At 28.1% G+C, this 15,719-nt stretch carries 13 protein-coding genes; 11 read left to right on the plus strand and 2 right to left on the minus strand.

All coding sequences use genetic code 11. The annotated features are described in order from the left end of the window. Positions 1-116: 116 nt before the first annotated feature. A complete protein-coding gene (locus Q3287_RS11165; protein WP_407964094.1) occupies positions 117-1,553 on the minus strand; it encodes a trypsin-like peptidase domain-containing protein in 1,437 nt (478 codons plus the stop codon). A 330-nt stretch (positions 1,554-1,883) separates the two neighbouring features. Between Q3287_RS11165 and Q3287_RS11170 the strand changes: the two genes are divergently transcribed. From Q3287_RS11170 to Q3287_RS11215, 10 genes are all read left to right on the plus strand, one after another. Continuing rightward, the gene (locus tag Q3287_RS11170) at positions 1,884-2,462 is read left to right on the plus strand and encodes a TerD family protein (protein WP_003420269.1); all 579 of its coding nucleotides are present in this window, start codon (positions 1,884-1,886) and stop codon (positions 2,460-2,462) included. 37 nt (positions 2,463-2,499) lie between these two features. Continuing rightward, positions 2,500-3,078, plus strand: coding sequence for a TerD family protein (locus Q3287_RS11175; protein ID WP_054270117.1), 579 nt, complete (start codon positions 2,500-2,502; stop codon positions 3,076-3,078). A gap of 84 nt (positions 3,079-3,162) precedes the next feature. After that, the gene (locus tag Q3287_RS11180; protein WP_407964095.1) at positions 3,163-3,792 is read left to right on the plus strand and encodes a TerD family protein; all 630 of its coding nucleotides are present in this window, start codon (positions 3,163-3,165) and stop codon (positions 3,790-3,792) included. Further along, the gene (locus tag Q3287_RS11185; protein ID WP_074179803.1) at positions 3,782-6,541 is read left to right on the plus strand and encodes a calcium-translocating P-type ATPase, PMCA-type; all 2,760 of its coding nucleotides are present in this window, start codon (positions 3,782-3,784) and stop codon (positions 6,539-6,541) included. The genes Q3287_RS11180 and Q3287_RS11185 overlap by 11 nt, the downstream gene beginning before the upstream one ends. Before the next feature lie 86 nt (positions 6,542-6,627). Then, a complete protein-coding gene (locus tag Q3287_RS11190) occupies positions 6,628-8,190 on the plus strand; it encodes a YceG family protein (protein WP_054270119.1) in 1,563 nt (520 codons plus the stop codon). Further along, positions 8,191-9,327, plus strand: a complete 1,137-nt coding sequence (locus Q3287_RS11195) for a toxic anion resistance protein (RefSeq protein WP_407964096.1) — start codon at positions 8,191-8,193, stop codon at positions 9,325-9,327. Positions 9,328-9,387: 60 nt separating this feature from the next. Beyond that, the gene (locus Q3287_RS11200; RefSeq protein WP_054276585.1) at positions 9,388-10,464 is read left to right on the plus strand and encodes an HpcH/HpaI aldolase/citrate lyase family protein; all 1,077 of its coding nucleotides are present in this window, start codon (positions 9,388-9,390) and stop codon (positions 10,462-10,464) included. Beyond that, positions 10,442-11,680, plus strand: a complete 1,239-nt coding sequence (locus Q3287_RS11205; protein WP_054270122.1) for a phosphoribosyltransferase family protein — start codon at positions 10,442-10,444, stop codon at positions 11,678-11,680. The genes Q3287_RS11200 and Q3287_RS11205 overlap by 23 nt, the downstream gene beginning before the upstream one ends. Before the next feature lie 53 nt (positions 11,681-11,733). Continuing rightward, a complete protein-coding gene (locus Q3287_RS11210) occupies positions 11,734-12,822 on the plus strand; it encodes a cysteine protease StiP family protein (protein ID WP_054276586.1) in 1,089 nt (362 codons plus the stop codon). Between the two features lie 27 nt (positions 12,823-12,849). Next, positions 12,850-13,641, plus strand: coding sequence for an HAD hydrolase family protein (locus Q3287_RS11215; RefSeq protein ID WP_407964097.1), 792 nt, complete (start codon positions 12,850-12,852; stop codon positions 13,639-13,641). A gap of 116 nt (positions 13,642-13,757) precedes the next feature. Here the strand turns inward: Q3287_RS11215 and Q3287_RS11220 are convergent, their stop codons facing one another. Continuing rightward, the gene (locus Q3287_RS11220) at positions 13,758-14,312 is read right to left on the minus strand and encodes a cupin domain-containing protein (protein WP_161803435.1); all 555 of its coding nucleotides are present in this window, start codon (positions 14,310-14,312) and stop codon (positions 13,758-13,760) included. A 193-nt stretch (positions 14,313-14,505) separates the two neighbouring features. On the opposite strand from Q3287_RS11220, the gene Q3287_RS11225 reads away from it, so the two are divergent. After that, complete coding sequence (locus tag Q3287_RS11225; RefSeq protein WP_054270125.1) at positions 14,506-15,708, plus strand: DUF819 domain-containing protein; 1,203 nt, start codon at positions 14,506-14,508, stop codon at positions 15,706-15,708. The last annotated feature ends 11 nt before the right edge of the window (positions 15,709-15,719 follow it).

Genomic DNA, 15,719 nt, shown 5'->3' on the forward strand with positions numbered 1-15,719 from the left:
TTGTGTTAGATTTTTCTTGTATTGTATTTTAGAAATAGCCAGAACTAAATTTCTGATATATATTATTATCAAAAACTTAGTTCTGGCTATTTTATTAAAAGTTTATCCAGATACATTTATTTTATTATTTCAATAAAATTGTTGGCAAACATTTTGACAAGGTTACTTTCTACTGCTAAATTTAGATTTTGCCCATCATCATAACCAGCAGAAATCAACCCTAGTAAATTTCCAAACATATCTAAAAGTGCTCCACCTGAACTACCACTAGAGATTGGAGCTGTAAATTGTATCATTTGAACTGTTTCAAAATCACGAAAAGCTGAGATAATTCCATCTGAAACTGTATTGAAAAGACCTAAAGGGCTTCCGATTGCAACTATTTTTTGACCTCTTACAGGTTTTTTACTAACATTGATAGGTATTGGTTTACATTTTCTATCAACCTTTATTACAGCTAAATCATAATCTGTATGATACTTTATAATTTGGTAAGAAGTATAAACATTATCATCATTTTCAAATCTAACCAAAAATGAGTACCCATCATTAACTACATGAAGATTTGTAAGTATATAACCTTCGCTATTTATTACTACTCCAGAACCACTCTTGAATGGTTTTTCCTCACTATTACACACAACAATCATAACGATAGAAGATGATAACATTGCAAGTTCTTCATAAGAAAGTTCTATTTCTTTATTTTGTATAGGTTTTTTAGATGTATGTTTTGTGTTAATAAAAGTACTTTCAGAGTGAGGTCTATCTGTAGAAGTGTAGATTTTATTGGTATCTTCTTTATAGTTTATATTCGAAACAGATTTTTCAAAAGGTATTTCTAATATATCTGTACTCTTTTTAGAAAGCTCAAATAGAGTAGAAAAATTTGAACATTCAGGATATAAATCAATAATATCTTTACATGGGTTTATATATAAAATATCACATCCAAGTTGTGATAAAAAATATAAGAAAAAAAGTTCTTGTCTCTTAATATTTCCAAAGTACACTATTTTTGGTGAGATATTAGTTTTTGTTTTATTATAAAATAACTTAGGTAGAAAGTATTCTATCCAACACAAAAGTTTAACAGCAAAGTTTTTAACAATAGAAGGTGTTGAATTTGGCATACTTGTATCAAATAAATCTAAGGTATTTTTAAATGCAATTTTTTTAGTCCAATCTAAAGTATCATTTTCTATCTTGCATGGAAAGTCAATACTATATAAGTTCCAGCTATTAAATTTAACTTTATCATAAGTATTAAAAATCTTAAGCATATTATCTGTTTGTGATTTGTCAAAACTCATATTTAAATTACTTAATCTAATATAAGGAATTTTTGGATTATTAAAAAAATAATCGTCTATCTTTTTGATTTTTTCTATGTACTTATCAATTGAATATTCAACACCTATATATCGTGTAAAGTAGACTTCCTTAATGTATGAAGAACTTTTACTTGTATATGGCATATTAGACATAAATTCAATTAGAGGTTCATGTGATTTTTTTATTAAAATCTTTAATGGTTTAATAGTACAAAGCATATTTTTTCTCCTATAAAATAAGATGATATAATCTATTATAAAACAACTTAAAACAATATAGTACAAGAATTTTGTAGTTTCAAAATAAAATATGTACTTGTTCATACAAATGATATATAATTACATATTAAACATAGATTTTACATATTTAATAAAGTATGTAAAATCTATGTAAAAAGTAAGAAATATAAACATTTTTTTAATTATATTTTAAAAATATCAAGTAAGTTTTCTTCACAAATGAATAAAAAATGATATAATATGATTAAAGAAAAAGATAAATAATTAGCAAGATTTGTTTAGCTAAAATTAACAAGGGAGCGATAAATTATGGGTATAACATTATCAAAAGGCCAAAAGGTTGATTTAACTAAAGGAAATCCAGGCCTTAAAAATATTTTAGTTGGTTTAGGATGGGACACTAACAAGTATGATGGTGGATTTGACTTTGATTTAGATACAGCAGCATTTTTAACAGGAGCAAGTGGAAGTGTTACTAATGATGGAGATTTTGTATTTTACAATAATTTAAAACATACATCTGGAGCAGTTGAACATTTAGGTGATAACAGAACTGGTGAAGGTGATGGAGATGATGAACAAATAGTTGTTGATTTATCTAAGATTCCTGGAGAAATAAGCAAGATTTCTTTTACAGTTACAATTCATGATGCAACTGAGAGAAGACAGAATTTTGGACAAGTAAGTAATTCTTATATAAGAATAGTAGATAAAGATACGAATGAAGAGCTAATAAAGTATGAATTAGGAGAAGATTTTAGTATAGAAACTGCTATAGTAGTAGCTGAAATATATAAGCATAATGGAGAATGGAAGTTTAATGCACTAGGCTCTGGTTTTGAAGGTGGTCTTGCTGCACTATGTGGAAACTTTGGAATAAACTTATAATTTCAAATATAATAATAAACTAGAGGGGGTATTTTCCATGGCTATAGTATTAAAAAAAGGACAAAAAATTGATTTAACTAAAGGAAATCCAGGTCTTAAAAATATAAAACTTGGATTAGGATGGGATACAAATTCATTTGATAGTGGATATGATTATGATTTAGATGTAAGTGTTTTCATGGTAGGAGAATCACAAAGAGTTGAAAAAGATGAAGATTTTATATTCTATAATAACTTAAAACATACATCAGGAGCAGTTGAACACTTGGGTGACAATAGAACTGGTGAAGGTGATGGAGATGACGAGGAAATACTAGTAAATTTAGATGTAATGCCAAAGCATATTCAAAAGATAGCTGTAACAGTTACAATATATGAAGCTGCCGAAAGAAGACAAAATTTTGGACAAGTAAGTAACTCATATATAAGAGTCTTAAATTCTGAAAATGACGAAGAAATATTAAGATATGACTTGGGTGAAGAATTTAGTATAGAAACTGCAATTACAGTATGTGAGATATATAAGTATAATGGAGAATGGAAGTTTAATGCAGTTGGAGCAGGTTTTGAAGGTGGCTTAGAAGCACTTTGTAGAAATTATGGATTAAATGTTTAATTTGAGTAATATAATATATTAAATATAAATAACCTATACAAAAATGTATAGGTTATATTATATAAAATTTTGTGGAGGTTTAGTATGTCGATTAATTTATCAAAAGGTGATAAAATAGATTTGAAAAAATCGAACCCTGGACTGAGTAATATACTTGTAGGTTTGGGATGGGACCCTGTGCAACAAGCAGGGGGAGGATTTTTTAAAGCTCTGTTTGGTGGAGGACAAGCTGATATAGATTGTGATGCATCTGTATTTATGCTTAATCAAGAAGGAAAATTGAGTGGAATAAAAGATTTAATTTATTTTGGAAATCTAAAAAGTGCCTGTAAGTCAGTATTGCATACAGGAGACAATTTAACTGGTGAAGGTACAGGAGATGATGAACAAATCCTAGTTAATTTGGATAAGGTTCCATCAAATATTCACAAATTGTTATTTGTAGTAAACATATACAACTGTGTGGATAGAAAACAACATTTTGGTATGATAGAAAATGCCTATATAAGAGTTGAAGACCAAAATAATAAGAAAGAGATAGCTAAATATAATCTATCTGATAATTATTCTGAAAAAACTACTCTTATAGTGGGAGCTATATATAGAAAAGATGGAAGTTGGCAATTTAAAGCAATAGGTGAAGGAACAAAGGATGCGGGTCTTAAGGAAGTAATGCAAAATTTAGACAGGATTGAGTGTGCATATGGAATTTAATAATGATATCAAATATTATAATGTAGATAAAGAAGAGGTAACAGAAGACTTATCTGTTAACCCTGAAAAAGGTTTATCAGAACCAGAAGTCAAGAAAAGAAGAGAAAAGTATGGTTTAAATGAGTTTACACCAAAAGAAGAAGGAAGCTTTTGGGATGATTTAAAAGACAGTTTAAGTGAACCAATGATAGTTATTTTGATTATTGCAGCAGTAGTAAGTGCAGTAATTGGAGAAACTCATGATGCAATAGGTATAGTAGGAGCTATAGCAATAGGTATAGCAATAGGTATGATTACAGAAGGTCGTTCTAAGAAAGCAGCAGATGCTCTTTCTAAATTGACTGAAAACATAGAAGTTAAAGTATTGAGAGATGGAGAAGTACATCAAATCTCTAAAAGTGAATTGGTACCAGGAGATATAGTATATATCGAAACTGGTGACATGGTACCTGCTGACGGTAGACTTATAGAGACTATAAATCTTAAAGTTAGAGAGGATATGTTAACTGGGGAATCTGATGATGTATCTAAAAAGTGTGATGTAGTAGTTTCTATGGAAGAAATAGAATCTAAAGGAGCATTAGTAGTACAAGAGCCAATACCTGCAAAACAAATAAATATGGTATTTGGTGGTACACTTGTAGCCTATGGTAGAGGAACTCTAGTTGTAACTTCAATTGGAGATAGTAGTGAGATGGGTAAAATAGCTCAAAACTTATCAGATACAGATGAGCAAACTCCACTTCAGATAAAACTTGGAAATTTAGGTGGATTGATAGCTAAAGTTTCTAGTGCAGTAGCAGGATTATTATTTATATTTATGGTTTTTCAAATGGTAAGTAAGAATGTATTAAATGTAGATATGTCTGGAATATTACCATTTTTAGAATCAATAGACCCTGTTAAAACGGCATTTACAGTATGTGTTGCGTTAATAGTTGCAGCAGTACCAGAAGGTCTTCCAACTATGATAAATATGACACTTGCAATAACAATGCAAAAAATGGCCAAAATAAATGCATTAGTTACTAAAAAAGAAGCTTGTGAAACTATAGGTTCTGTTTCTGTAATATGTTCAGATAAAACTGGTACATTAACTGAAAATAGAATGACTGTAGAAGTTGCATATATTGATGGAAGATATATTGAAAGTTCAGAAGAAGAAATAAATAGTTATTTTGAAGAAAACTGTATGATAAACTCTACAGCTGATATAGAGCATAACGATGGTGATGTTAAGTATTTGGGAAGTGCTACTGAATGTGCATTACTTTTATACTATAAAAACGTAGACTATAGAAAATTTAGAAAAGATTGTAATATAGTAGCTCAAAATCCTTTTACTTCTGACTCAAAAAGGATGACTTCTGTTATGGGTAGAGATAATCATCATGTACTATTATCAAAAGGAGCACCAGAAGTTTTACTTGAGTTATGTTCACATATCCAAAGGGGAAAAGACATAGTTCCAATAACTGAAAATGTGAAACATGAAATTTTAGAAGAAATAAAAAAATTACAAATAAAATCAATGAGAACTTTAGGTTTTGCATATAAAGAAATCTCACAAGCTGAAGAAGAAGCAGCAGTAACTGCTGAAAGTGATGCTATGAATGTTAGTGCAATGGAAAGTAATTTAGTATTCAGTGGTTTTGTTGGTATAAGAGACCCACTTAGAAAAGATGTTATAGAGTCTGTAAATACAGCAAACAAAGCTGGTGTTTCTGTAAAAATGCTTACAGGAGATAATATAAATACAGCAAAAGCTATAGGTGAAGAATTAGGTTTATTAAAAGGAAATATGAGAGCAGTTGAAGCTTCATATATAGATACTTTAGATGATGAAGAATTAAAAGAAGAGATACAAACTATCTCAATCGTTGCAAGAAGTAAGCCAGATAGTAAAATGAGAATAGTTTCAGCTTTACAAAAGAGTGGAGATGTTGTTGCAGTAACAGGTGATGGTATAAATGATGCTCCAGCACTTTCAAAAGCAGATGTTGGTATAGCAATGGGTATCTCTGGGACAGAGGTGTCTAAAAATGCAGCAGATATAATTTTAACTGATGATAGTTTTAGTACTATTGTAAAAGGTATTAAATGGGGTAGAGGAATTTATGATAACTTCCAAAGATTCGTTCAATTCCAATTAACAGTAAATGTAATTGCCTTTTTAGTGGCTATAATATCTCAGGTAATGGGACAAGAGATGCCATTTACTACAATACAATTATTATGGGTAAACATAATTATGGATGGTCCACCAGCACTAGCATTAGGTCTAGAGCCTGTTAGAAACCATGTATTAAATAGAAAGCCTGTTGATAGAAAAGCTAATATAATTTCTAAATCAATGGTATATACGATAGTATTAAATGCAATCTATATAACGACAATACTAATGCTACAATCTACATTTAACTTCTTAGGAGTTGATGAAGCTCACAAAGGAACTGTAATGTTTGCATTGTTTGCTTTTAGTGCATTGTTTAATGCATTTAACTGTAGAGAATTTAATGCAGATAGTATTTTTCCAAACTTTACACATAACAAATTAGCATTACAAATAATAGTTTTAACAGGAATTGCGCAAGTAATATTTACTCAGCTATTCCAAGATTTCTTTAACTCTGTAGCTATGGATGTTATGACATGGGGAAAAGTTCTATGTGTAGCAGCAAGTGTAGTTGTAGTTAATGAAGTTGTAAAATGTATAATAAGACTAGTAAAACCAAAAAAAGCCGCTTAAAATAAATTTTTTAAAAAATAACAAACTGACTCAAAATATGTATTTTGAGTCAGTTCTAAATAAACATTTAAATTGGGAGGATAATTATGGGCGACTCAAAGGTATTTGAAAAAATATTCTCCAGCCAATCAGATAGAGGAAATTACACTCCTTCAAAAGGATATCTAAGTTATTTTATTTCATATATTGGTTTAGAAGATGAGGTTTTGTACAATCTTGAGATATTTAAGGCAAAACAAAATATTGATAGTAAAAAAGATATTGTTTTATTTACTGATGCTATAGCAAATCCTAGTGATTTTGATATTATAAATTATTTTAAAAATGGACTTAAAAAATATAGAAACAGTATGGAAGATGTAGATATAAATATTTTAGGGTTCGATGGGATTGATTATAAACTAAAAAAAGCTATAGATAAAGTTTTAAAAGAGGAAGAAAAAGAATTTACTAATGATAGAGTTAAACAAAATTTTATAGTGAAAATAATGGCATGGATAAAAATCTATATCGGTGCTTTAGATATAAATAAAAATGAGGCTCCAAAAGTAATATTTTATGGGGATATAAAAAAGCATGAAGTTTATCTACTCTTAATATTGTACTTGGCAGGCTTTGATGTTTTATATCTTAACCCAAATTCAAAGAGTAATATAGATATTTTAAACATAGAAAAATACAAGGTAGAGTTTGAAGAAGCCAATATAATAGAAGAAAAAGTTGCTTTTGAAGAAAGGGTTATCTTAGGAGAAAAAATAGATAAAGGTTCTGTAAAAAAAGCTTTTACTGTGGGAGCAGAAGCATCAAAACGTATAAGCGAAGAGTTATTAAATGATGCAGGATTTATAAAACCTTGGCAGCTTCAAGATAGAAAAATAAAAAATTTACTTTTAAGTTCAACTGTTGATGAAATATCAATATACTGGAATCAGCCATTAAAATTAAGACCAGGATTTAAGTTTAATGATGTTACTGTAGAAGTTCCAAATTTTCTCTCTAAGATTAATGGAATATATAATGACAAAAATGAGTATATTAAGTTTTTAGATTTATTGAGAGATTCGGAAAGTTCAACATTTATTGAATTTAATGGGGATATAGACAAATTTTCGAAAGAGTTTACAAGAGATGCTTTTAGTTTGTCTTTTTTACTGAATTCAAAAGGTGTTATAGATAAAAATTCTGTTTTAAATAATAAAGATTATTCTATTTCAACATTGGCATTAAATCAACAAATTATGATTTTAGAAAAGGTTGAAGAGTTATTAGAAGGAAATATGTTCTTAAATGGTTTAAGTGGAGAGGACAAGATAAAAGGTCTGTTTACAATACTTCATATGGATAAGAAGTTTGTTCATATGATGAATAATTTTGATTATTCTCTTATAAATCCAAAATTGATTATATATATGTACAAGAGTATAGTATTTGATAAAGAAATAGTTTTCCTTATGCTTTTACTAAGTAAAATTGGATTTGATATTATTATATTGTGTCCAGGAGGAGAAAATAATATAGAGAATGTTATAAATAACCAATTGATTGATGTACACAGATTGGATAAAATGGTATATGACCTTAGATTAAATTCACTTGAAGATGATATACCTTTACTTAAAAAAATTTTTGGAAAGAGGAGAAGATTTTAGATGGGGATAAATATAAATAGTTTTTCAAAAGATAAAAATTCTGTAGAGATTGCTGAAAATTTACCTACAGTTGTTGAAGAAGAAAATTTTGATATAATGGAATATACAAATAATAAAAAAAATGAACTGAGAAAGTCTAAGGAAGTTGAGGCATTAACGTCTCTTATAGAGGTAGAAAACCCAGATACAATTTTACAATTTGGTAGAAAAGCATCTGAAGGAGTAGCAAGGGTTTCTGATAGTCTTTTAAATACAATAAAACTAAATAGAAATGAAGAAAACTCTAAAATGTTGGTTCATTTGACTAAAATAATGGACAAGTTTGATTTAGATGATTTTCAAGAAACTAAGGAACCAAATTTTGTTCAAAAACTTTTCAAAAAAGCTAATAATGCTATTGAAATGATGTTTCAAAAATATGAAACATTGGGAGGAGAAGTTGAAAAAATCCAAATTGAACTTGAACAATATGAAAGAGATATAGCACTTTCTAATAAGCAAATAGGTTCTATGTTAAATGAGAACTTTGAGTTTTATAATGAACTTCAAAAATATATTGTTGCTGGAGAAATGGCAATAGAAGAAATGGATAACGAGATATTACCTTTCTTTAAGCAAAAATCGGAAACTAGTGGAGACCAAATGGATGTTGTTAATTATCAAGAGCTATTGAAAGTTTATGATATGTTAAATCAAAGAATATATGATTTAAGAATAGCAGAAAATATAGCCATACAGACAATACCTATGCTTAGAGGTATGCAACATAATAACTATGGTTTAATTAGAAAAATAAACAGTGCATTTGTTGTAACTTTACCAGTATTTAAACAATGTTTATCTCAAGCTATATTGCTTAAAAAGCAAGAATTGCAAGCAAAATCTCTAAAAGCACTTGATGATAAGACTAATGAATTATTGCTTAGAAATGCTCAAAATGTAAGTACTCAAAGTGCACAAATAGCTAGAATGGCTGGAACAAGTTCTGTTCAAATAGAGACATTAGAAAAAATGTATACTACTATTAAGTCTGGTATAGATGAAACTATGAGAATAGAAGAAAACAATAGAGTTTTAATTAAGGATAATACAAAGAGGTTGGAAGAATTAAATACAGCTATAATTTATAATAAGTAGTATATTAGGGGCTAATTTGTATAAAGTTGGCCCTTTCTATGTATATGAGGAGGCCATACATTGAAATATTTCGATTATATCTGCAAAGATGATTTGAAAAAAATTTTTTTGAAAGAGCCAGAAGACTTTAATGCTAAGACTGAAAAAGATGTATTGAAATATGCACTAGGTGCTTTTTTATACGTTCCAGCTACTCAATATAATATGATTTATAAGAGTATTATAGGAGATGTTAAAGGAGTTAGACCATTGGCTATTTGCTTAGAAGATGCTGTTGGGGTAAATGGAGAGTTAGAGGCTATAGAAAATCTTAGGTTAATTTTGAAAGATATTAGTGATGAAAGTATAACAAACAAAGATGGAATACCATTAATTTTTGTAAGGATAAAAGATGTGGAGCAATTGTTGAGGATTAAAGATATTATAGTTAAAAATAGTCATACTATAACAGGCATATTAATTCCTAAAGCAAATTCAGAGTTAATAGAAAATTGCATAGAAGCTTTGAGCTCTATGAATCTTCAAGATATGTATGTTATTCCAATAATAGAGACAAGGGAATTTATATATAAGGAAAGTAAAGAATTGAGTTTTAATAATTTATACAATTCTATTTTAAAACACAAGTCAAGAATACTCAGTATTAGAGTAGGTATAACTGACATATTAGGTATGTATGGCATAAGAAGAGACAAAAACTTTTCTATATATGACAATTTGATTTGCTCTTCATTTATACTAGATATAATTACGTATCTTCAAAGACCAGAGTTAGATATACCTATAAGTGGAGGAGTATCAGAGTTCTTTGATATGACAAATAAGGATATAAGAAGTAAGTATATAGAAGAAATATTGTTGGATAAATTTCATGGGTTAATTGGAAAGACAGTAATTCATCCAATGCAAATTCAGATTGTACAAGCACTATCTGCAGTGCCATATGAAGATTTTACTGATGCTTTAGAGATATTGAATAGCACAAATAGCAAATATGGTGTGAGCAAAGGTGTACTAGGAGAGAGAATGAATGAGACAAATCCACATTTTTTATGGGCTAAAAAAACATTGATTCTATCTAAAATATATGGTGTATTAAATAAAGGAGTAGACTATGAAGAATTGCTTAAATTTTAATTGTGAAATTGACATTATTGATAATCCATTAAATTTAGAATTAAATGATTTTTTAGATATAGGAATAAGAAACAATAGTAAGAGACGTTTTTTATTCATATCAAAGACACTTGGTAAGCATCTAGCATGCAAACCAAGTGAGATGGATAATTTGGGAAAATTAATAGCCACAATTTATAATGAAAAAAATAAAGTAACATCAAATGGTACTGTTATAGCTTTTGCTGAAACTGGTACAGCTATTGGGCATAGTTTTTTTGATTACTTATGTGGAGAATACGAATTTATTCACACTACTAGAGAACAGTTTGATGAGTTAGAGAATCTAGAATTTTTAGAGGAACATTCTCATGCAACAGACCAAAATCTATACTTTGGAATGCTTAACAACTTCAAAACTGGAGATGAGGTGATATTAGTTGATGATGAGATTACCACAGCTAATACATGTATGAATATAATTAGGAAGATTCAAAGTATTTATCCTAAAAAGAAGTACACAATATGTTCCATACTTAATTGGGTGAGTGATGAAAACTTAAGAAAAGTTACTCATTTAGAAAAAGAACTAGATTGTAAGATAGAATTTGTATACTTATTTAAAGGAAACTTTGATTTTGATATAAATGAAGATATTATTTCAAATTACAATGATAATTATAATACTGCTGAGTCACAATCTATTTCAAATGATAAAGTAAACTTAGTAGTAAATCACATTAATGTTGACCTAGAAGATTATATTGGGAATAAGAAATACGTAAAATATACAGGTAGATTTGGAATCAATAGAAGAGAACAGTTTAGATTAAAAGAAATTGTAAAGAGAGAAAGCAAAAAAATAACTATGGATAATAAAGAATCTTTAAAAAATGAAAATGAAAAGATTCTATTTTTAGGTACTGAAGAATTTATGTATATACCAATGTTGTTTGCTAAAGAAAAAGAAAATCAATATGATGTGTACTATCATTCAACAACAAGAAGTCCAATTATTGATATTGAAAAAAATAATTATCCTATTAGAAGTAAGTTTAAATTAAAGAGTTTTTATAATATAGATGTTCAAAATTATATTTATAATATAGATAAACATAATTTTTCTAAATGTTATTTATTTGTAGAGTTAAATAAGAGTAAAAATTCTTATCTGGAATTTATTGATATAATTAAAAATACAAGTATAAAAGAACTTACTATAGTATGTTGTAGCTAAATGCTTTAAGGAGAGTAAGATATATCACAGTTTTAAGATAGGAGTTGAATCATATGGCAGATTTTAGCACGTATTCTAAGGATGATGTTATCTTTTTATTAAAAGATATATCAAATTTAATTAAAGAAGAAGGAAATAAAGAGAGAGAATTAAAAATACAAAGTGGTAGTCATTATTCAGAAATGATACCAATAGAGTATGAAGTTAGTGAAGATTATCTGAATTTATATCATGATAAACTAGAGCAAAATAAAGATAAGCTTGCATTTTCAATAGGGGTTATGTGTGAAAAAATAATTAAAAAAAATGGGAATGATGTGGTTTTAGTTTCACTTGCTAGAGCAGGTACACCTATTGGAATTTTGGCAAAGAGATATCTGAAAAACAAGTATAATCTAAATTTACCTCATTATACAATCTCTATAATAAGAGATAAAGGAATAGATATGAATGCAGTTGAATATATAGTAAAGAATCATCCAAATTCAGAGATTCAATTTTTAGATGGTTGGACTGGAAAAGGAACTATATCAAAAGAACTTGAAAAGGCATGTGATGAGCTTAATAGTAAATTTAAAAAAACTTTTGACTCAACCCTTGCTGTATTGGCTGACCCTGCTGGATATTCAGGTCTTTATGGAATTAGAGAAGATTTCTTAATACCAAGTGCATGTTTAAATTCAACTGTTTCTGGATTAATAAGTAGAACTGTATTAAGAGATGATTTAATTGGTAAAGATGATTTTCATGGAGCTAAGTTCTATAAACATTTAAAAGATAAAGACGAATCTATAAATTATATAGAAACTATAGAAGCATGTTTTAAAAATCAATTTAAGAACATATCTGATGAAGTTAATAAATGGGAAAGTGATATTATAACAAAAGATGGGTATTTTGATGTTTTAAATATAAAGGAAAAGTACAACATAACAGACATTAACTTTATCAAACCAGGCGTTGGAGAAACAACAAGAGTTTTACTTAGAAGAGTTCCATATAAGATTCTAGTTAAAGACTTAAATGATAAATCTTTAGAGCACATATTTATATTATCTAAAGAGAAAAATGTTGAAGTTGAACAAATGGACTTAAAAGCATATAAATGCTGTGGAATAATAAAAAACATGAAAGATATTTAGAAAATATATTAGACAGGAGAATACTGAATGATTGTTTTTTCAGACTTAGACAGGAGCATTATTTACTCTGATAAATTTTTAGACACTGATAAGAAATATACTAATATAGAAATTTATAGAGAAAAAGAAATATCTTATATATCTTTAGATACTATAAATTTAATAAAGCAAATACAATATTATGGTATGTTTATACCTACAACTACTAGAACAGTAGAGCAATTTAAGCGTATAGAATTTAATAAATATGGGATTCACTTTCCATTTAGTATAACTTCAAATGGAGCAATTATACTTAAAAATAATGAAATATTAAAATCATGGAGTAAAGAAATAGATAAATTAAAGTCTAACTATGAACCCATTGAAAGTATGATTGTAAAATTTAAAGATTATCTGAATGTAGAAGGAATAACCAACTTTAAAGTTGCAGAAGATACATTTTTTTATATAGTTGTTGATTTTGCAAAATTTAATTTGGATTCAATCAGGGAGTATCTAGATATATTGGAATCAACAAATTGGAAATTCTATGTTAGTGGCAGAAAAATCTATTTTATACCAAAAGAAATCTCAAAAGAAAATGCTATAAAGTATTTGATTAAGGAATTAAAAATAGAGTCTTTTTATGCAATAGGAGATTCTGTTATGGATTATGGTATGCTCAATATTTCAAATAAAGCATATGTATTAAAGCATGGTGATATAAATAAAAATGAAACAGAAAGTTCATTTATATCGAGTACTTTTAATGGAATGAGTGGAACAGAAGAGATACTATCTAATATTTTAGATGAAAGTTGTCTGCTTAATATATAATAATAAATATATATAATTAATAAACTAAAAAAATCTGAAATAAATTAGAATAAAATTTGTCATACTAATTTATTTCAGATTTTTATTAATTTATATTCAAGTAAGAGTTCAATATATTAAAATGAAGGTGGAGTCATTGCCCAAACTGAGATACATACATCGTCATCATAATTTTCATATACATGTGGAATAGTACTATTAAAATAAAAACTATCTCCTTCTTCTAATACATATTCCTTATTTCCAAGTATTATCTTCATTTTTCCTTTTATTATATAACCACATTCTTCCCCTTCATGTGTTACAAATTCACTACTTTTTTTTGTATGACCATCTAGCGTAACAAGTAAAAATTCTATTTTCTTACCAGATAAATTAGGAACAAGAAGTTCGTAAAATTTTGTAGAATCATTAGTTACTATTTTTTTTCTATTGTTTTTCTTTACTACTATATCAGAGTCTTCTTTTCCAATCTCATCAAAAAAATAACCTATATTTATATCAAGAGCTTTTGATATTTTCCACATTGCTACAATTGATGGAACAACCATATTCCGCTCAATTTGGCTTATTAAGCCTGTACTTAAATCCGAGTTCTTTGCTAAGGTAGAAATACTGATATTTTTAGATTTTCTAAGAGCTCTAATTTTACTTCCGACATCTATATTCATTAGATACAAACCCCCTCAGACATGATTATAACATATAATTTCTAAAGAGTAATAAAATAAAAAAGTTTTATTATTCATGTATTTTCCATGTTATATTGAATTTTCTGAAAAGATGGATTATAATAAAACTAATATTCAATATATTGAATATTGATTTGAATATTTTAATTTAATGAAATAGGAGGTAGGTAAGATGAAGAGTTTTGTAAGTCCTGATAATATTTGGGTACTATGGGCAGTCATAACTGGATGGGCAGCATTTAGTATTTATCTGGAACAAAAGTACAACTGGGCATCGAAAATATCAGGGGCAATAATAGCTCTTGTAGGAGCCATGTTACTATCAAATCTAAATATCATACCAGTAGAGTCTGTTGTGTATGACCAGGTATGGGGATATGTTGTTCCTTTAGCCATAGCTTTACTGTTATATCAATGTAACATTAAAAAGATATGGAAAGAAAGTGGAAGATTACTTGTAATATTTCTTGTAGGCTCTGTAGGAACTGTTCTTGGAGCCATGGTTGGATTTTTACTATTAAAAAATGCAGTACCAGATTTAAATATTGTTGCAGCTATGATGACGGGTTCTTATATAGGTGGAAATGTAAACTTCGCAGCCATGTCAGGAGCATTTAATGCACCCGGAGAATTAGTATCAGCAACAGTTGTAGCAGATAATCTTTTAATGGCTTTATATTTCTTTGTTTTAATAGCTATCCCATCCATTGGATTTTTTAGAAAACATTTTAAACATCCACATGTAGATGAGATGGAACGTACTGATGTAACTGAAGGAGAAACAATAGCAGCAAACTATTGGGGAAGAAAAGAAATATCTTTAAAAGATATAGCAATAGCTATTGGTAGTGCATTTATAATTGTTGCAGTATCTGTAGAGTTATCAACTTGGTTCAAAGCTATAATACCAACATCAAATCCTTTTTTAGCAATGTTAAATACTCTATTCGGTAATCAATATTTAATAATAACTACTTTGACTATGTTATTTGCTACCTTTATGCCTAAATTCTTTAGTGATATAAAAGGAGCACAAGAGATAGGTACATTTTTGATTTATATTTTCTTTGTAGTAGTAGGTGTTCCTGCTTCTATAACATTAATAATTCAAAAATCACCACTACTACTTTTATACTGTGGAATAATGGTACTAATAAATATGTTAGTTACATTTATAGTTGCCAAAATATTTAAATTTAGTTTAGAAGAAGCCATTCTTGCATCTAATGCAAATATTGGTGGACCTACAACAGCAGCAGCTATGGCAATATCAAAAGGCTGGTCTAAACTAGTAGGACCAATACTTATAGTTGGAACATTTGGATACATAGTTGGTAATTATTTTGGCCTTTTAGTGGGAAATATTTTAATATAATTTTAATTTAA

It is taken from the genome of Clostridioides sp. GD02404 (assembly GCF_045898275.1).
GTDB classification, from domain to species: Bacteria; Bacillota; Clostridia; order Peptostreptococcales; family Peptostreptococcaceae; genus Clostridioides; species Clostridioides difficile_A.

Bases quoted from the DNA above. Each gene is read 5' to 3' on its own strand.
- Q3287_RS11220 (WP_161803435.1), bottom strand. From the start codon at position 14,312: ATGAATATAGATGTCGGAAGTAAAATTAGAGCTCTTAGAAAATCTAAA.
- Q3287_RS11170 (WP_003420269.1), top strand. From the start codon at position 1,884: ATGGGTATAACATTATCAAAAGGCCAAAAGGTTGATTTAACTAAAGGA.
- Q3287_RS11175 (WP_054270117.1), top strand. From the start codon at position 2,500: ATGGCTATAGTATTAAAAAAAGGACAAAAAATTGATTTAACTAAAGGA.
- Q3287_RS11190 (WP_054270119.1), top strand. From the start codon at position 6,628: ATGGGCGACTCAAAGGTATTTGAAAAAATATTCTCCAGCCAATCAGAT.
- Q3287_RS11165 (WP_407964094.1), bottom strand. From the start codon at position 1,553: ATGCTTTGTACTATTAAACCATTAAAGATTTTAATAAAAAAATCACAT.
- Q3287_RS11210 (WP_054276586.1), top strand. From the start codon at position 11,734: ATGGCAGATTTTAGCACGTATTCTAAGGATGATGTTATCTTTTTATTA.
- Q3287_RS11215 (WP_407964097.1), top strand. From the start codon at position 12,850: ATGATTGTTTTTTCAGACTTAGACAGGAGCATTATTTACTCTGATAAA.
- Q3287_RS11205 (WP_054270122.1), top strand. From the start codon at position 10,442: ATGAAGAATTGCTTAAATTTTAATTGTGAAATTGACATTATTGATAAT.
- Q3287_RS11180 (WP_407964095.1), top strand. From the start codon at position 3,163: ATGTCGATTAATTTATCAAAAGGTGATAAAATAGATTTGAAAAAATCG.
- Q3287_RS11225 (WP_054270125.1), top strand. From the start codon at position 14,506: ATGAAGAGTTTTGTAAGTCCTGATAATATTTGGGTACTATGGGCAGTC.
- Q3287_RS11185 (WP_074179803.1), top strand. From the start codon at position 3,782: ATGGAATTTAATAATGATATCAAATATTATAATGTAGATAAAGAAGAG.
- Q3287_RS11195 (WP_407964096.1), top strand. From the start codon at position 8,191: ATGGGGATAAATATAAATAGTTTTTCAAAAGATAAAAATTCTGTAGAG.